The organism is Priestia sp. FSL W8-0001 (genome assembly GCF_038050335.1).
In the GTDB taxonomy this organism is placed as follows: domain Bacteria; phylum Bacillota; class Bacilli; order Bacillales; family Bacillaceae_H; genus Priestia; species Priestia flexa.
Genome location: NZ_JBBPAL010000001.1, coordinates 1,371,444 through 1,386,296, shown reverse-complemented (window position 1 = coordinate 1,386,296; position 14,853 = coordinate 1,371,444). Strand labels below are relative to the sequence as shown.

The 14,853-nt window shown below is 38.3% G+C and carries 14 protein-coding genes; 4 read left to right on the top strand and 10 right to left on the bottom strand.

The genetic code is table 11. The features are described 5' to 3' along the window. Position 1 precedes the first annotated feature (1 nt). The 5 genes from lpdA to MKZ18_RS07290 all read right to left on the bottom strand — a co-directional run bounded on the left by lpdA (position 2) and on the right by MKZ18_RS07290 (position 6,161). Complete coding sequence (gene lpdA, locus MKZ18_RS07310; protein WP_025909125.1) at positions 2 to 1,414, bottom strand: dihydrolipoyl dehydrogenase; 1,413 nt, start codon at positions 1,412 to 1,414, stop codon at positions 2 to 4. A gap of 3 nt (positions 1,415 to 1,417) precedes the next feature. Beyond that, entirely contained in the window at positions 1,418 to 2,740 is a 1,323-nt protein-coding gene (locus tag MKZ18_RS07305; protein WP_025909126.1) for a dihydrolipoamide acetyltransferase family protein, read from the bottom strand. A gap of 103 nt (positions 2,741 to 2,843) precedes the next feature. After that, a complete protein-coding gene (locus tag MKZ18_RS07300; RefSeq protein WP_025909127.1) occupies positions 2,844 to 3,821 on the bottom strand; it encodes an alpha-ketoacid dehydrogenase subunit beta in 978 nt (325 codons plus the stop codon). A 3-nt stretch (positions 3,822 to 3,824) separates the two neighbouring features. Next, positions 3,825 to 4,940, bottom strand: coding sequence for a pyruvate dehydrogenase (acetyl-transferring) E1 component subunit alpha (pdhA, locus tag MKZ18_RS07295; RefSeq protein ID WP_025909128.1), 1,116 nt, complete (start codon positions 4,938 to 4,940; stop codon positions 3,825 to 3,827). A gap of 570 nt (positions 4,941 to 5,510) precedes the next feature. Next, entirely contained in the window at positions 5,511 to 6,161 is a 651-nt protein-coding gene (locus tag MKZ18_RS07290; RefSeq protein ID WP_078989985.1) for a YkyA family protein, read from the bottom strand. A 170-nt stretch (positions 6,162 to 6,331) separates the two neighbouring features. On the opposite strand from MKZ18_RS07290, the gene MKZ18_RS07285 reads away from it, so the two are divergent. After that, entirely contained in the window at positions 6,332 to 6,445 is a 114-nt protein-coding gene (locus MKZ18_RS07285) for a YjcZ family sporulation protein (RefSeq protein WP_076513034.1), read from the top strand. A 153-nt stretch (positions 6,446 to 6,598) separates the two neighbouring features. Next, the gene (def, locus tag MKZ18_RS07280; protein ID WP_025909130.1) at positions 6,599 to 7,153 is read left to right on the top strand and encodes a peptide deformylase; all 555 of its coding nucleotides are present in this window, start codon (positions 6,599 to 6,601) and stop codon (positions 7,151 to 7,153) included. Positions 7,154 to 7,480: 327 nt separating this feature from the next. Here the strand turns inward: def and MKZ18_RS07275 are convergent, their stop codons facing one another. Beyond that, positions 7,481 to 8,263 carry a Cof-type HAD-IIB family hydrolase gene (locus MKZ18_RS07275; protein ID WP_341344523.1) on the bottom strand — a complete coding sequence of 261 codons (783 nt, stop codon included), beginning with the start codon at positions 8,261 to 8,263 and terminating at the stop codon, positions 7,481 to 7,483. Between the two features lie 579 nt (positions 8,264 to 8,842). Between MKZ18_RS07275 and MKZ18_RS07270 the strand changes: the two genes are divergently transcribed. Then, positions 8,843 to 9,052 carry a DNA-dependent RNA polymerase subunit epsilon gene (locus MKZ18_RS07270; protein ID WP_025909132.1) on the top strand — a complete coding sequence of 70 codons (210 nt, stop codon included), beginning with the start codon at positions 8,843 to 8,845 and terminating at the stop codon, positions 9,050 to 9,052. 5 nt (positions 9,053 to 9,057) lie between these two features. Further along, positions 9,058 to 10,725: a ribonuclease J1 gene (rnjA, locus tag MKZ18_RS07265; protein WP_025909133.1), complete on the top strand. Its 1,668-nt coding sequence runs from the start codon at positions 9,058 to 9,060 to the stop codon at positions 10,723 to 10,725. A 29-nt stretch (positions 10,726 to 10,754) separates the two neighbouring features. On the opposite strand, the gene MKZ18_RS07260 is transcribed toward rnjA, so the two are convergent. The 4 genes from MKZ18_RS07260 to MKZ18_RS07245 form a co-directional block, all read right to left on the bottom strand. Then, a complete protein-coding gene (locus tag MKZ18_RS07260) occupies positions 10,755 to 11,849 on the bottom strand; it encodes an ABC transporter permease (protein ID WP_206782749.1) in 1,095 nt (364 codons plus the stop codon). Next, positions 11,846 to 13,108, bottom strand: a complete 1,263-nt coding sequence (locus MKZ18_RS07255; protein WP_340842628.1) for an ABC transporter permease — start codon at positions 13,106 to 13,108, stop codon at positions 11,846 to 11,848. The genes MKZ18_RS07260 and MKZ18_RS07255 overlap by 4 nt, the downstream gene beginning before the upstream one ends. Positions 13,109 to 13,123: 15 nt before the next feature. Continuing rightward, the gene (locus MKZ18_RS07250; RefSeq protein WP_076513037.1) at positions 13,124 to 14,056 is read right to left on the bottom strand and encodes an ABC transporter ATP-binding protein; all 933 of its coding nucleotides are present in this window, start codon (positions 14,054 to 14,056) and stop codon (positions 13,124 to 13,126) included. Positions 14,057 to 14,202: 146 nt separating this feature from the next. Beyond that, positions 14,203 to 14,835: a response regulator gene (locus MKZ18_RS07245; RefSeq protein ID WP_025909137.1), complete on the bottom strand. Its 633-nt coding sequence runs from the start codon at positions 14,833 to 14,835 to the stop codon at positions 14,203 to 14,205. Positions 14,836 to 14,853: the final 18 nt, after the last annotated feature.

Sequence of the window (14,853 nt, the reverse complement as noted above, 5' to 3'; positions counted from 1 at the left end):
ATTATTTTACAATGTGAATTGGGCTTCCGATTGCTACTTCAGCTGCTTCCATTGTAATCTCACCTAATGTTGGGTGAGCGTGAATTGTTAATGCAATATCTTCAGCAGTCATACCGCTCTCGATTGCAAGACCAAGTTCAGCGATCATGTCAGATGCACTTGGACCAGCAATTTGAGCACCGATTACAACGCCATCTTCTTTACGAGTGATTAGCTTTAAGAATCCTTCTGCAGCGTTAAGTGCAAGTGCACGTCCGTTAGCTGCGAATGGGAATTTAGAAGCTTGAATTGCTAAACCTTCTTCTTTCGCTTGTGCTTCTGTGTAACCCACGCTCGCAAGCTCAGGCTCAGAGAATACAACAGCTGGAATTCCTAAGTAATCAATTTCAGCTGGTTCACCAGCGATTGCTTCAGCAGCAATTTTACCTTCGTATGAAGCTTTGTGTGCAAGTGGTGGTCCAGAAACGATATCACCGATTGCATAGATGTTGCTTACAGATGTACGGCATTGTTTGTCAGTTTCGATTACACCGCGGTCAGTCATTTTTACGCCAACTTGCTCAAGACCAAGCTCGTCAGTGTTTGGACGACGACCAACTGTTACTAATACGTAATCAGCTTCAACTGTTTTTGCTTCTCCACCAACTTCAAACGTTACTTTAACGCCATCAGCAGTTTCTTCTACACCTTTAGCCATAGCTTTAGTGAAGATTTCAACGTTTCCTTTTTTCTTAAGGTTACGTTTTACAAGAGAGCTCATTTGTTTTTCGAAACCAGCTAAGATTTCATCAGCTGCTTCAACAAATGTTACTTCAGTTCCGAAGTTAGCATAAGCAGTACCAAGCTCAGTACCGATGTAACCTCCACCGATTACAACTAATTTTTTAGGAACTTCTTTAAGCGCTAATGCACCTGTAGAGTTGATTACGCGCTCAGAGAATTTGAATCCTGGAATCTCGATTGGACGAGAACCAGTTGCAAGAATTGCGTTTTTGAACTTGTACGTTTGTGCAGAATTTTCATCCATTACACGTACAGTTTCGCTATCCACGAAGTAAGCTTCACCTTTTACGATATCTACTTTGTTACCTTTAAGTAAACCTTCAACACCGCCAGTAAGTTTGTTTACTACGCCGTTTTTGAACTCTTGAACTTTTGTGAAGTCAACAGTTACATTTTCAGCAAAAATACCCATATCTTCTGAGTGTTTTGCTTCTTCAAAACGGTGACCTGCTGCGATTAATGCTTTTGAAGGAATACAACCAACGTTTAAGCACACACCACCAAGGTTACCTTTTTCAACGATTGTTACTTTTTGTCCTAGTTGAGCTGCACGAATTGCTGCAACGTAACCACCAGGGCCAGCACCAATGACAAGAGTATCAGTTTCGATTGGGAAATCTCCTACTACCATTTATTACGCCTCCATTAATAATAATTCTGGATCATTTAATAAACGCTTGATTTGGTTAAGAGCGTTTTGAGCTGTTGCACCATCAATGATACGGTGGTCAAAGCTTAGAGATAATGCTAATACTGGAGCAATTACAATTTCACCGTCACGTACAACTGGTTTTTCAGCAATGCGTCCGATACCTAGAATTGCAACTTCTGGGTGGTTAATTACTGGAGTGAACCATTGTCCACCAGCAGAACCGATGTTTGTGATTGTACAAGAAGCGCCTTTCATTTCAGCAGGAGCTAATTTACCTTCACGTGCTTTTCCAGCAAGGTCATTAATTTGGTCAGAAATCTCAAATACAGACTTGCGGTCAGCATTTTTCACTACAGGTACTAAAAGACCTTTTTCAGTATCAGCCGCGATACCGATGTTGTAGTAGTGTTTTTGGATTACTTCATCAGTAGAATCATCAATAGATGTGTTAAGAGCTGGGAACTTCTTAAGTGCAGAAGTTAATGCTTTAACAACATAAGGTAAGAATGTTAATTTAATACCTTGGTCAGCTGCTACTGATTTGAACTTCTTACGGTGTGCAACAAGTGCTGTAACATCAATTTCGTCCATTAATGTTACGTGAGGAGCCGTTTGCTTAGAGTTAACCATTGCTTTTGCAATTGCACGACGAATACCGCTCATTTTCTCACGAGTTTCTGGTAAGTCACCTTCTGGAATTGCTGTAGCTGTAGCTTTTGGTGCTGCCTCAGTTGCCGCTGGAGCCTCTTCAGTTGCTGTTGAAGCTGCTGCAGTTGAACTACCAGATAAGAAGCTATCGATGTCTTCTTTTACGATACGGCCGTTTTTAGCTGATCCTGGAACTGCTTTAATGTCTACGCCTTTTTCACGAGCATATTTACGAACTGAAGGCATAGCAATAACTTTGCGGTTTGGATCTACTTCAGCTTGTGGTTGCGCGCTAGCTGCTGCTTTTTCTACGTCTTGTCCAGCTTCAGCTGTTGCTTGAACTTGCTCTTCTTCTTTTGGAGCTTCTTGTTTTGGCGCGTCGTCATGATCGTCGCCTTTGAATTTTAGATCTTCGTAACCAGGAGCATCAAAAGTTACGATAACTTGACCTACAGTTGCTACTGTACCTTCGTCAACCTTAACTTCTAATACTTTACCTTTTACAGGAGATGGGATTTCAACAACAGCTTTGTCGTTTTGTACTTCGGCAAGTACATCATCCTCATCGATTTCATCTCCAGCTTTTACGAACCATTTTACGATTTCACCTTCGTGGATACCTTCACCGATATCCGGCAGTTTAAATTCAAATGCCACGTGTCTTCAACCTCCTAGTTAGTTGCAATATGTTTAGTTGGTTTTTATACCTTATTTACAATAGAAATCAGCAAAATGCTGATTTCTATAGAGTAACAATCAATTAAAATTCAAGAACTTTTTTAGCAGTTGCTACAATATCCTTGTGGTCTGGTAACCAAACGCCCTCTGCTTGAGAGAATGGGAATACTGTATCTGGAGCAGCTACGCGTAATACTGGAGCTTCTAAGCTTAAGATTGCGCGGTCGTTGATTTCAGCTACAACGTTTGAAGCGATACCAGCTTGCTTTTGAGCTTCTTGAACAACAATTGCACGACCAGTTTTTTCAACTGATGCGATGATTGTTTCGATATCTAAAGGCTGAACTGTACGTAAGTCAACAACTTCTACAGATACGCCTTCTTTTTCTAATTCTTCAGCTGCTTTTAATGATGAATGAACCATTGCACCATAAGCGAAGATTGAAACGTCAGTACCTTCACGTTTTACATCAGCTTTACCAATTTCAATTGTATAAGCTTCTTCAGGTACTTCTTGACGGAATGAGCGGTATAATTTCATGTGCTCTAAGTAAACAACAGGATCGTTGTCACGAATTGCTGAAATTAAAAGACCTTTTGCATCGTATGGAGTTGAAGGAATTACAACTTTCAAACCAGGTTGAGATGCTACTAAACCTTCTAAGCTATCAGCGTGAAGTTCTGGTGTGTGTACGCCGCCACCGAATGGTGAACGGAACGTGATTGGTGCGTTCCAACGACCGCCAGAACGATAACGCATACGAGCTGCTTGACCAGAAATTGAATCAAGAACTTCAAATACGAAACCGAAGAATTGAATTTCAGGTACTGGACGGAAACCTTGAGTCGATAGACCAACAGCAAGACCGCCGATACCAGATTCAGCAAGTGGTGTATCGAAAACGCGATCTTCACCGAATTCTTGTTGAAGACCTTCAGTTGCACGGAATACTCCACCGTTTACGCCAACGTCTTCACCAAAAACTAATACGTTTTCGTCGTTTTTCATTTCTGTGCGTAACGCATCAGTGATTGCTTGAATCAATGTCATTTGCGCCATGGCTTACTTCGACTCCTTCTCTTTGTAGATTTCATACTGCTCTTTCAAGTTGAAAGGCATTTCTTCATACATGATATCCATTAAGTCTGTAACTTTTTGTTTTGGATAGTCATCTGCTTTTTTGATTGCATTTTTAATATCTTCTTTAGCTTGCTCGATTACTTTGTTTTCTTCTTCTTCATTCCAGATGCCTTTAGCTTCTAAGAATTTACGGAAACGTACTAGTGGATCTTTCTTTTCCCACTCAGTATCAAGCTCTGCTGTACGATAACGTGTTGGGTCATCTCCAGCCATTGTATGTGGACCATAACGGTAAGTTAATGTTTCAACTAATGTTGGACCTTCGCCGTTTACTGCGCGCTCACGAGCTTCGCTTACGGCAACATAAACTGCTAATGGATCCATTCCATCCACTTGTACCCCTGGGATACCTACTGCAGCTGCTTTTTGAGCAATTGTTTTAGCAGCAGATTGCTTTTCAACTGGTGTTGAAATCGCAAAGCGGTTGTTTTGAACAACAAAAATTGCTGGAGCTTTGAACGCACCTGCAAAGTTCATACCTTCGTAGAAGTCACCTTGTGAAGCTCCACCGTCACCAGTGTAAGTGATTGCTACTGCTTTTTTACCACGTTTTTTAAGACCTAATGCAACACCCGCTGCTTGAACGATTTGTGCACCGATGATAATTTGTGGTGAAAGTGCGCCTAAATCCTCTGGCATTTGGTTACCGTGGAAGTGACCACGAGAGAATAAGAACGCTTGGTATAATGGAAGACCGTGCCAGATTAATTGTGGTACATCACGGTATCCAGGTAAAATGAAGTCTTCTTTCTCTAATGCAAAATGAGATGCAATTTGAGAAGCTTCTTGACCAGCTGTTGGTGCATAGAAACCTAAACGACCTTGACGGTTCAATGAAATTGAACGTTGATCAAGAATACGTGTGTACACCATACGAGTCATTAGTTCTTTTAATTGTTCATCAGATAAATCTGGCATTGCTGATTTATTTACTACTTCGCCCTCTTCATTAAGAATTTGGAACGTTTGGTACTGCTCAGCAATTTTATCAAGTTGCTTTGATACATCAATAATAGCTTTTTTAGTTTTAGCAGCCATCTAAGTCACCTCTTCCTTTCATTTAAGCCTTACTTTTCAATGTGCTAATCAAACAAAAAAATACACATTGCTAGGATACCCAAAACAAGCACCTAAAAGTCATTTTTTGTCGACTAGAATTCCATTTGAGTCCGCTACGTATTTCAACATGTTTTATGTATTCCCGGGCGCACTCGATTCAAACATTTAAGTAAAAGGAAAGTTTAAGCGAAACTTTCATTCCGTTAAACTGTATTAATTATTTCAACAAAATGATTAATACAACACTTACTACGCTAAATAGTGTACACCACATTAAAACGGTTCGTCAATCTATTTACGCTTATAAATTTAAGCTTTTTGCCTTATTACACTTTTAAAAAATGTTAAATCCATCTGTGCTATTACACAAACATATCCTGTACTACTTGTCTTATAATAACCGTTTAAAAACCTGCTTAATATCACCGTTTAATTTCTTACAAACCCTTTGAATGAAAGCGTTTTACAGACTATTTAATTCATGTCGAATACTGTTGTATATCAAATCAAAAAACAGCCAATGCTTATTGCTTTGAGTGTTTCCTGCTTTTATTCTTGATCTGATTTCACCTTTTTGTAGAAGTTCTTTTTTTCTTCATTATAAGCATCCGTTGCTTGATTAAACTTTTCACTATTCTCCTGCACCTTTTGGTACATCTCATTAATAGAAGAAATTTGGTTTTCTAAATCGTTTAGCTTCACGTTTGTTTTTTGAAACATTGTGTATAGCTCTCTGTCTAACTCCACCGATTCTTCATACGAAGCATACATCAAGTCGTATGCCTTATAGCGACTTTCCATTAAAGAAGCGAGTTTGTTGGCTTGCTTCTCTATGTCTTCATCTTTTACCAGTTCGATTTTCTCTTTGGCTTTTTCAAACTCTTCTTTTGAACGCTGCATACTTTCCTGTTCTTTTACTAAATGTTCTTCTCGTTCATCTAATAATTGGAGCGCTTCGCTTGCTTTTTCGTCAACTTTTTCTTTTTCTTTCATTCCAATTGATAAGATTTCTTCATATAGAACATTTTCTTTGTCTTCGAGTGCCGTCATCGGTTGCTGCTCTTTTATAAACTGCTTCTCTTGATCAGCGACTTTCTCAAGCGCTTTATAAACTTCTAGTTCGTCTCCGCTTTCTGCTGAACATCCTGCTAAAAGCATCATACTTATACCTATTGCACTTACTATTTTTTTAGTCTTCATACCTGGTAAATCCTCCCTTATACCAGCACTATTTTATCTTTATTGCCCGAATTAAGCAATTCATCTACACCATTTTATTATCTTTTAATATATTATACTAACCCATCAAGAAAAAACGGTTAAATCGTTTGTGTTTTTTGGGATTCTGTCTGTTCAGGAGTGTGTTAGTTATGTATTACGGAGGATATGGATACGGATGTGGCGGTTCAAATAAAGAATTCGTTCTTTTAATTGTGCTATTTATTTTACTGGTTATTATTGGCTGCAGTTGGGGCGGCTGTTAATTAGTTAAACAAAGAGAAAGTCAAGTGGCTTTCTCTTCTACATATAGCAACTCGGATGACTTTTCATATGTCTTTTGATACACTTTATAGTACTAAACTGACAAGTATATGTCATAACTATTAGTACCATATATCGTTAGGGAGATGTGAACAGTGATTACAATGGATAAAATTATTAGGGATGGCCACCCTACTCTGCGCAAAGTAGCACAAGAAGTAAAGCTTCCAGCAACAGCTGAAGATAAAGAAACGCTTAGACAACTACTTGAGTATGTTCAAAACAGCCAAGACCCTGAAATTGCAGCCAAGTATAATTTACGTCCTGGAATTGGATTAGCTGCTCCTCAAATCAACGTATCAAAGCGAATGATTGCTATTCAAGCACCTGATGAGCGTGGAAACGTGCAAAGCTATGCTCTTTTCAACCCGAAAATTGTGAGCCACTCCGTTGAAAAAACGTATTTAACAAGCGGTGAGGGATGCTTATCCGTAGATGAAGAAATACCTGGATATGTCCCAAGGTATGCTCGTATTACTGTAAAAGGTACAACGCTAGAAGGAGAAGAGGTTAAAATCCGTTTGAAAGGCCTATTAGCTGTGGTCTTTCAGCATGAAATTGACCATCTTGATGGCGTTATGTTTTATGACCATATTAATAAAGCAGAGCCGTTTAAAGAACCTGAAAATGCAAGCCCTTATATGCGCTAAAAAAAGAGGCTGGGACATAAGTAATTCAGCTAATGATAAACCTGAACGATTGAGAGTTTCTCACTTTTAATCGTTCAGGTTTTTTGTTGATTGTGAAAACAATGTTGGAAACAGGGTGGAATGGAGCGTAGGACACTCGACTCCTGCGGGAAAGAGAGGGAAAACTGAGATCCCGCAGCGCAGCGAGGAAGCTCAGGTTCCTCCCCGCGGAAAGCGAGTGGCCGTAGCGCAATGGAACGAACGTGTTCAGACAAACCAAAGAGATGGGAACAGCTATTGTTCGTCTCTTAGAAGCAATCATTTTGTTATGTCCCAAACTCTTTTCTGTTAAGACAGTAATCCTACAAGTTGAAGACCGTGTGCAATTCCGTTATCAGCTACGTCTTTTGTAATATAATTTGCCACTTCTTTTACTTCATCATGGGCATTTCCCATTGCTACGCCATTTCCTACGTACGAGAGCATTTCAATATCATTTAAGCCATCGCCAAATGCATACACATTTTCTTTCTTATAGCCTAACTTATTGATCATAACCTCAATTCCCTTTGCTTTTGATCCACCAGCAGGAAGCACATCCGTTGAGAATTCATGCCAACGAATATAATCAAATTTTTTAAATTTTTCTTCGTAAGGCTTCTCTTCACCATCCGTACAGAAAAGAAGCGCTTGATAGATTTCGCGGTTTTCATAGTACAAAGGGTCATGAATTGGATGTGTGATGCCAAGCTTTAGCGTGCTAATGCTTGCTTCAATATGTTCATGAAATTCAATATTAGACCTCATATCATCATGATCTAAATAAACGACTGGATGATTTTTTTGAGCAGCAAACGCGGTGAGCGCTTGAAGCTCTTGTACGTCTAATGGATTTTGATACAGAACTTCACCATTTAATACGATGTACTGACCATTAAAGCTAATATATGTATCGATACCAAGCTCATCTCGAAGCTCTTTAAACATAAACGGTGCTCGGCCTGTAGCAATGGCTACTTCATAACCTTTTTCCTTGAGCTGATTTACCGCTCGCTTTGTTGACTCAGGTAATTTTTTATCATGATCTAACAATGTACCATCAATATCAAAGAACACTATTTTTTTGTCCATTGTTTCACCTAACTTTTCTATTTTTTTTCGTTTCTCACGCCATTATAACAAACCACTTCTACTTTCTCCATCTTTCCATATATAACCACGCAAGTCTATGCGCTTTTTTCATATACTACAACTATAAACATAGACAGGCATTCATCAGATATAAAGGAGATGAGATTCATGCTAAAAGATTTTCGAAAGCGCCTTTTAAGACGTTGGAATGAATTATTACGAAAAAAATCAATTGCTTAATTAACGATTTAAGGGCTTTCTATCAATACATTTGCAGAGCGTGTGTCTGCAACGTAAAATAGAATAGCCCTTATTTTCTATTTAAATAAGCAGTCCAGTCAGTCAATTTTTTCACATAGTCATAATTTCATATTAGCTATTCGTATAATTTTTCAATAAAATTTAAGTTTATCGATAGAAATCGTCCCTATTTTGCATTTAACGAATTGACTTGTGTTATTTTGATGTCTAAAATGTAGTGAAAGCAAGTTTCTTTAGAAAATACATGAAATACATACACATTTTATATTATAATAAAATAAGTTATTTGAATTTCGGATTTAAGGAGAGAATGAAGTTATGATTTTTAAAGTATATTTTCAAGAAAAATTAACAGAAGTACCAGTTCGTGAAAACACACAAACTGTTTATGTAGAAGGAGAGTCTGAACGCGACGTTCGTAAAAAGTTAAAAGCGCGTTCAATTAACATTGAATTTGTTCAACTAGTGGACGGAGACTACTTAGAATATGAGCAACACAGCGAAGATTTTAAAGTATTGGAGATATGATAAAAATGAAATTTGTAAAAAATAATCAGACGGCGGTATTCGCTCTAGGTGGACTAGGTGAAATCGGTAAGAATACCTATGCCGTACAGTTTCAAGATGAAATTATTCTTATCGATGCCGGAATTAAGTTTCCAGAAGATGAACTATTAGGTATTGATTATGTAATTCCTGATTACAGCTATTTAGTTAAAAACGCAGACAAAATCCGTGGACTTTTCGTAACACATGGTCATGAGGATCACATCGGTGGAATTCCGTATCTTTTACGCGAATTAAACATTCCAATTTATGCTGGAAAGCTAGCGTTAGGTTTACTACGCAATAAGCTGGATGAGCACGGATTACTTAGAACTGCACAGCTTCATGAAATTACAGAAGACGACGTTATTAAGTTTCGCAAGACGTCGGTAACGTTTTTCCGTACAACACACAGCATTCCTGATTCATACGGTATTGTTGTAAAAACACCAAATGGACAAATTGTACATACAGGTGACTTTAAGTTTGACTTTACACCAGTTGGAGAACCAGCGAACTTAACAAAGATGGCTGAAATCGGTAAAGACGGCGTACTATGCCTACTATCAGATAGTACAAACAGTGAAATCCCTAACTTTACAATGTCTGAGCGTCGCGTTGGTGACAGCATTCATGACATTTTCCGAAAAGTTGAAGGCCGTATTATTTTCGCAACGTTTGCATCTAACATTCATCGTTTACAGCAAGTTGTTGAAGCTGCTGTATTAAACAATCGTAAAATTGCTGTGTTTGGTCGCAGTATGGAAGCAGCAATTGATATTGGTCAGGAGCTTGGCTATATCTCTTGTCCAAAAGATACGTTTATTGAACCATCTCAAATCAATCGTATTCCTGCTAACCGCGTAACAATTTTATGTACAGGTAGTCAAGGTGAACCGATGGCTGCTTTATCACGTATTGCAAACGGTACACACCGTCAAATTCAGATTATCCCTGGGGATACAGTTGTTTTCTCTTCATCACCAATTCCAGGTAACACAGTAAGTGTAAGCAAAACGATCGATATGTTATTCCGTGCTGGTGCTGAAGTTATTCATGGTAAACTGAATGACATCCATACGTCAGGTCACGGTGGACAAGAAGAACAAAAATTAATGCTTCGCTTAATGAAACCAAAGTACTTTATGCCAATTCATGGTGAGTACCGCATGCAAAAGATGCATATCAAGCTAGCAACTGACTGCGGTGTTCAAGAAGAAAACTGCTTCATTATGGATAACGGTGAAGTATTAGCACTAAGCGAGAACGAAGCATCCGTAGCGGGTAAAATCCCATCTGGTTCTGTTTATATTGACGGAAGCGGCATTGGTGATATTGGTAATATCGTACTGCGAGATCGTCGTATTCTATCTGAAGAAGGTCTTGTAATCGTCGTTGTTAGCATTAACATGAAAGACTTTAAAATTGCAGCGGGTCCAGATATTATCTCACGTGGATTTGTTTACATGCGCGAATCTGGCGATTTAATTAACGATGCACAATCATTAATTACAAAGCACTTAAATAAAGTAATGGAGCGCCGTACATCTCAGTGGTCTGAAATTAAAAATGAAATTACAGACACACTAGCTCCATTCCTCTATGAAAAAACAAAACGTCGTCCAATGATTTTACCAATCATTATGGAAGTATAAGAAAAAGGATTCGCTTACGCGAATCCTTTTTACGTATGTTTCTTCTCTAAAATATTAATTCCAAGAGCCATTAATACCACTGTAATAATGCATAATAATAGGCTTGAGTACGCAATTTTTTGCCATGCATAATCATAGAGCACAACTTGCTTTAAAAGGTCCATTCCATATGTCAACGGTACGAACTTTGAAAGTGTCAGCATAACTGGAGATGTGACAATTTCAAGAGGCCAATATGCCCCTCCTATCATTGCCATACTCACTGCTAATAGAGGAATAAGCACGTGATACTGAGCAATGCTCTTGACCACTCCTGCTAGAAACATACATAGAGCAACAGTTGCCAATAGGTAAGGAATAACGATGAGTAAACTAAGTACAAATCGACCGTTAAAATCTACTCCAAGACCAAAATGGAATGTGCTAAAAATAACAATGACTTCTACATACGCAATTAAAAATGAATATACTAAGTTCCCTGTATAAAGGTCTACTTTTGAAAGTCTTGAAATAAGAAGGCGGTCCCAGACTCCAATTTTCCGATCTTGCAAAATTTTGAGCACACTAAATCCAATGGTATATATGATAAAAAATAGCGTAAAGCCAAAGAGCGCCTGCATATTCTCTTGAAGCATAATTCCTTCTGTTTTTTGCATACTTTCTACATTAACCTTAAAGATAGGAGCTTCTTCAATTTTTTTGTTAATCATGCCTGCTTCTTTGGATGTAAACTGCTTCGCAAGTGATTGGGTTTGTATTCGCTGTTCGTAATGTGCTTTCACATGTTGATTTACTTTTTCTGTAAGTGTTGTTTCTGATGTTAAGATTAACTTAAAATCATTTATCCCTGCTTCTAAAGCTACTTCTGCTTTACCTTCTTTTACTTGATCTCGCGCTTCATTTTCATTGCTTTCTTTAAATAGTAAGTGCTGGGTTTGGTTTAAATCGTGAATAAGAGATGTGACGTTTACTTGTTGATCTTTACTATATACAAGGATAGTAGTACTCGTTTGATCAACTTTTCCCATTAGGTACGCAAATACAATAACTAAAAAGAGTGACACCACTACCGCCCATGGACTTCTACGCAGCTGCTTAAATCGCCCAATTAAAACCGTATTCAACTTTTCCACACCTTCCTTCCAAGCAACCAGACGGTACTAAACATGACGACAGCCGTCATAAGCAACGTAAACAGTTCCCCGCTAATATTCAGAATAGATTCCCCTTGCAACACGCGTAAGTAAGCTTGCGTACCAGCTCCGTTTGGCACTATTTCACCGATTTTTGCAAGCTGGCTTGAAAGCTGTTCAGTAGGAAAAAAGCTGCCTCCCAAAAATGCTAATATCGTAACAACTACATTTCGAAAGATGGAAACCACATCCTCTGAATTGCAGCGATGCACCACAGAAGATAGACATGCGCTAATTCCTCCTACAGCCATACTCACAGCAACAGTAATGGTTAAAAACGCCAGTAAGTTCGGCCATATAATTCCAAAGCATATTGTCACGAGACTATACAAAATAAGCAATTGACATAGAGCTAGTAAGAAACCTGTACAGAAAATACTAAAATAATAAAGAGTCGGCGATACGTTAGCAAGAATGATACGCGACAAGCTATGAGCTTCTTTTTCTACATAAGCGTTCGTAGCTAAGCTAGGAGCAAGATAGAGAACAAACATCATGCTCATGCCTATCGCATAGTAAGCAAGAGCTGAAAGCGGCTTTTCTTTGTTCGCCGTTTCTTTTTCTCCTAAAGAACCTACTATTTCGATATTACCTGCTTTTTCAGGATTTACTTGACTAGCATAAGTGTACAGAGATAACTTTTGTTGATAAGCTTCTATTATACTAGTTACCGTATCGGCACCAATTGATTTGTCTTCATTTTGAATAATTGTTAGCGGTGGATTCTCGATGTTTCTTTTTAAAAATTGATTTTGTAATACCCCGTATGAGAACCCTTCAGGAAACACCATAATTGCACTATATTCATTGCTTCGTTTGGCTTTTTCTAACCCAGTATCTGAAATCTGTTTCATCTTAATAAACTGCGTTACTTCTTTTTGTTGAAACGTATTTTGTAGTAAAAACTCTATTGGCTTCATATGATCAACAGTCGTAAACACCTGTTTCTTCGCTTCCTCAGGTAACGATTGCAGGGCTAATTCTTTTTTAAAGCGTTCTATTTCTTCTTCTTCATCCCCTTTCACAACTACCCCAACAGTGGCTTCAAAACCAGGCTTATCAGACATAATACTTCCAAGAGAAAATCCTAAGATTACAATTAAAACAAACGGCATTAACAATAAAATAATAAGTTCTTGAGGGCGTCTAATAAACTGTATGAACTGCTTTTTTAAAAGCGCAAAAAACATCCTTATTCCCCCTCATCAATCTCTTAACGTTCGACCAGTTAAATGTAAAAACACATCTTCAAGCGTTGGTGCTTCAATCTGGACAGCGGAAATCATCATCTCTTGTTCCTCAGCAAACTTAAACAAATCGGCTAATATATTCACATTTTTTGGAACAGAGAATTGAACAGATCCATCCGTATGCGTTAACTTTGATACAGATGGGTGAGACTGTAGTTTATGAATAAGTCCTTCTTTAATCCAATCTGCTTTAAAATGAATAATTTGTTCAGAAGATAAAATGCTTCGAAGCTCTTCTTTTGTACCAGAAGCAATAATGTTTCCTTTATCCATAATGTAAATACGGTTACAAAGCTGTTCTACTTCTTCCATATAATGACTTGTATAGATCACGCTAATACCATAGTGCTGATTTAAATGCTTAACCGACTCTAGAATGTGAAACCTAGATTGTGGATCAATTCCAACGGTCGGTTCGTCCATAATTAAAAGCTTTGGACTATGAAGAAGCGCAATACCGATGTTAAGTCGTCTTTTCATTCCTCCAGAAAAGATTTTCACACGATCATGCTGGCGGTCGGTTAAGCTAATCATGTTTAAAATCTCATCCACTTTTTCAGCTAGCTGTTTTCCTTTCATTCTTTGGGTTCTTCCAAAAAAGTCGAGATTTTCTCTTGCCGTTAATTCATCATATAAAGCTAGCTCTTGAGGAACAACGCCCAGTATTTGTCTCATATGAATTGGATCTTCTACGCTGCTTTTCCCGTTGATACGTATGTCACCGCTTGACGGTTTAATAAGAGAAGAAATCAAAGAAATGGTCGTTGACTTTCCTGCACCGTTTGGCCCTAATAATCCAATTGTTTCGCCACGTTCTAAAAACAAGCTGATGTTATTTACTACTTTCGCTTTTTTGTATGCTTTACTTAGTTCGATGACTTCTAGCATAAGGCTTCACTCCTTTATTTTCTTTCTTACTTCATCTTATAAATTCAACACTTCCTTCACCACTTACTTCCGTCACTTCTTCTATTCCAAACTATGACCTCCGTCACATGACAAAAAATCTTCTGACCTCTTGTCAGAAGATTTCTTCACGCTAAGTGATTTTTCACAGCATAAATAGCCAGCTGCGTGCGGTCACGCAGCTCTAGCTTATGTAGAATTTGCGTAAGATGATTTTTAACCGTTCCAATTGATAAATAAAGCTCTGCTGCAATTTCCTTGTTCGTTTTCCCTTCTCCTACAAGTTTGACTAACTCTCTTTCTCTTTTTGTAAGTTCAATCTGTATAGGGTCTGCTGCTTCTTTTCTTAATAACCTTGGCATAATTTTAGCCGTTACGTGATCATGAATACTTAAACCACCGTTCATACAACTATGAATGGATTGAATGAGATGCTCGGGGTCAGCCGTTTTTAGCATAAACCCATTTGCTCCATATTGAAGAGCCTGCATAGCATACTCTTCATCATTAAAGGTCGTTAGCATTAATACCCGTATTGTTGGCCACTGCGCTTTTATCTTCTGGGTCGATTCAATTCCGTTCATAATTGGCATTGATACGTCCATAATCACAAGATCAATCATATGACGCTCCAGCTGCTCTAACGCTTCTTTTCCATTACTCGCTTCTGCTCGCACGCACAGAGCAGCATCTTGTTCAATCATCATTTTAATTCCTGAACGAACAATGCTTTGATCTTCCACAAGTAAAATATGAATCAAGTAAACTCACCTTCTTTG

Excerpts from the sequence above, each read along its gene's own strand:
- lpdA (WP_025909125.1), bottom strand. The coding sequence starts at position 1,414 with ATGGTAGTAGGAGATTTCCCAATCGAAACTGATACTCTTGTCATTGGT.
- MKZ18_RS07300 (WP_025909127.1), bottom strand. The coding sequence starts at position 3,821 with ATGGCGCAAATGACATTGATTCAAGCAATCACTGATGCGTTACGCACA.
- pdhA (WP_025909128.1), bottom strand. The coding sequence starts at position 4,940 with ATGGCTGCTAAAACTAAAAAAGCTATTATTGATGTATCAAAGCAACTT.
- MKZ18_RS07290 (WP_078989985.1), bottom strand. The coding sequence starts at position 6,161 with ATGAAGACTAAAAAAATAGTAAGTGCAATAGGTATAAGTATGATGCTT.
- MKZ18_RS07285 (WP_076513034.1), top strand. The coding sequence starts at position 6,332 with ATGTATTACGGAGGATATGGATACGGATGTGGCGGTTCAAATAAAGAA.
- MKZ18_RS07275 (WP_341344523.1), bottom strand. The coding sequence starts at position 8,263 with ATGGACAAAAAAATAGTGTTCTTTGATATTGATGGTACATTGTTAGAT.
- MKZ18_RS07270 (WP_025909132.1), top strand. The coding sequence starts at position 8,843 with ATGATTTTTAAAGTATATTTTCAAGAAAAATTAACAGAAGTACCAGTT.
- rnjA (WP_025909133.1), top strand. The coding sequence starts at position 9,058 with ATGAAATTTGTAAAAAATAATCAGACGGCGGTATTCGCTCTAGGTGGA.
- MKZ18_RS07255 (WP_340842628.1), bottom strand. The coding sequence starts at position 13,108 with ATGTTTTTTGCGCTTTTAAAAAAGCAGTTCATACAGTTTATTAGACGC.
- MKZ18_RS07250 (WP_076513037.1), bottom strand. The coding sequence starts at position 14,056 with ATGCTAGAAGTCATCGAACTAAGTAAAGCATACAAAAAAGCGAAAGTA.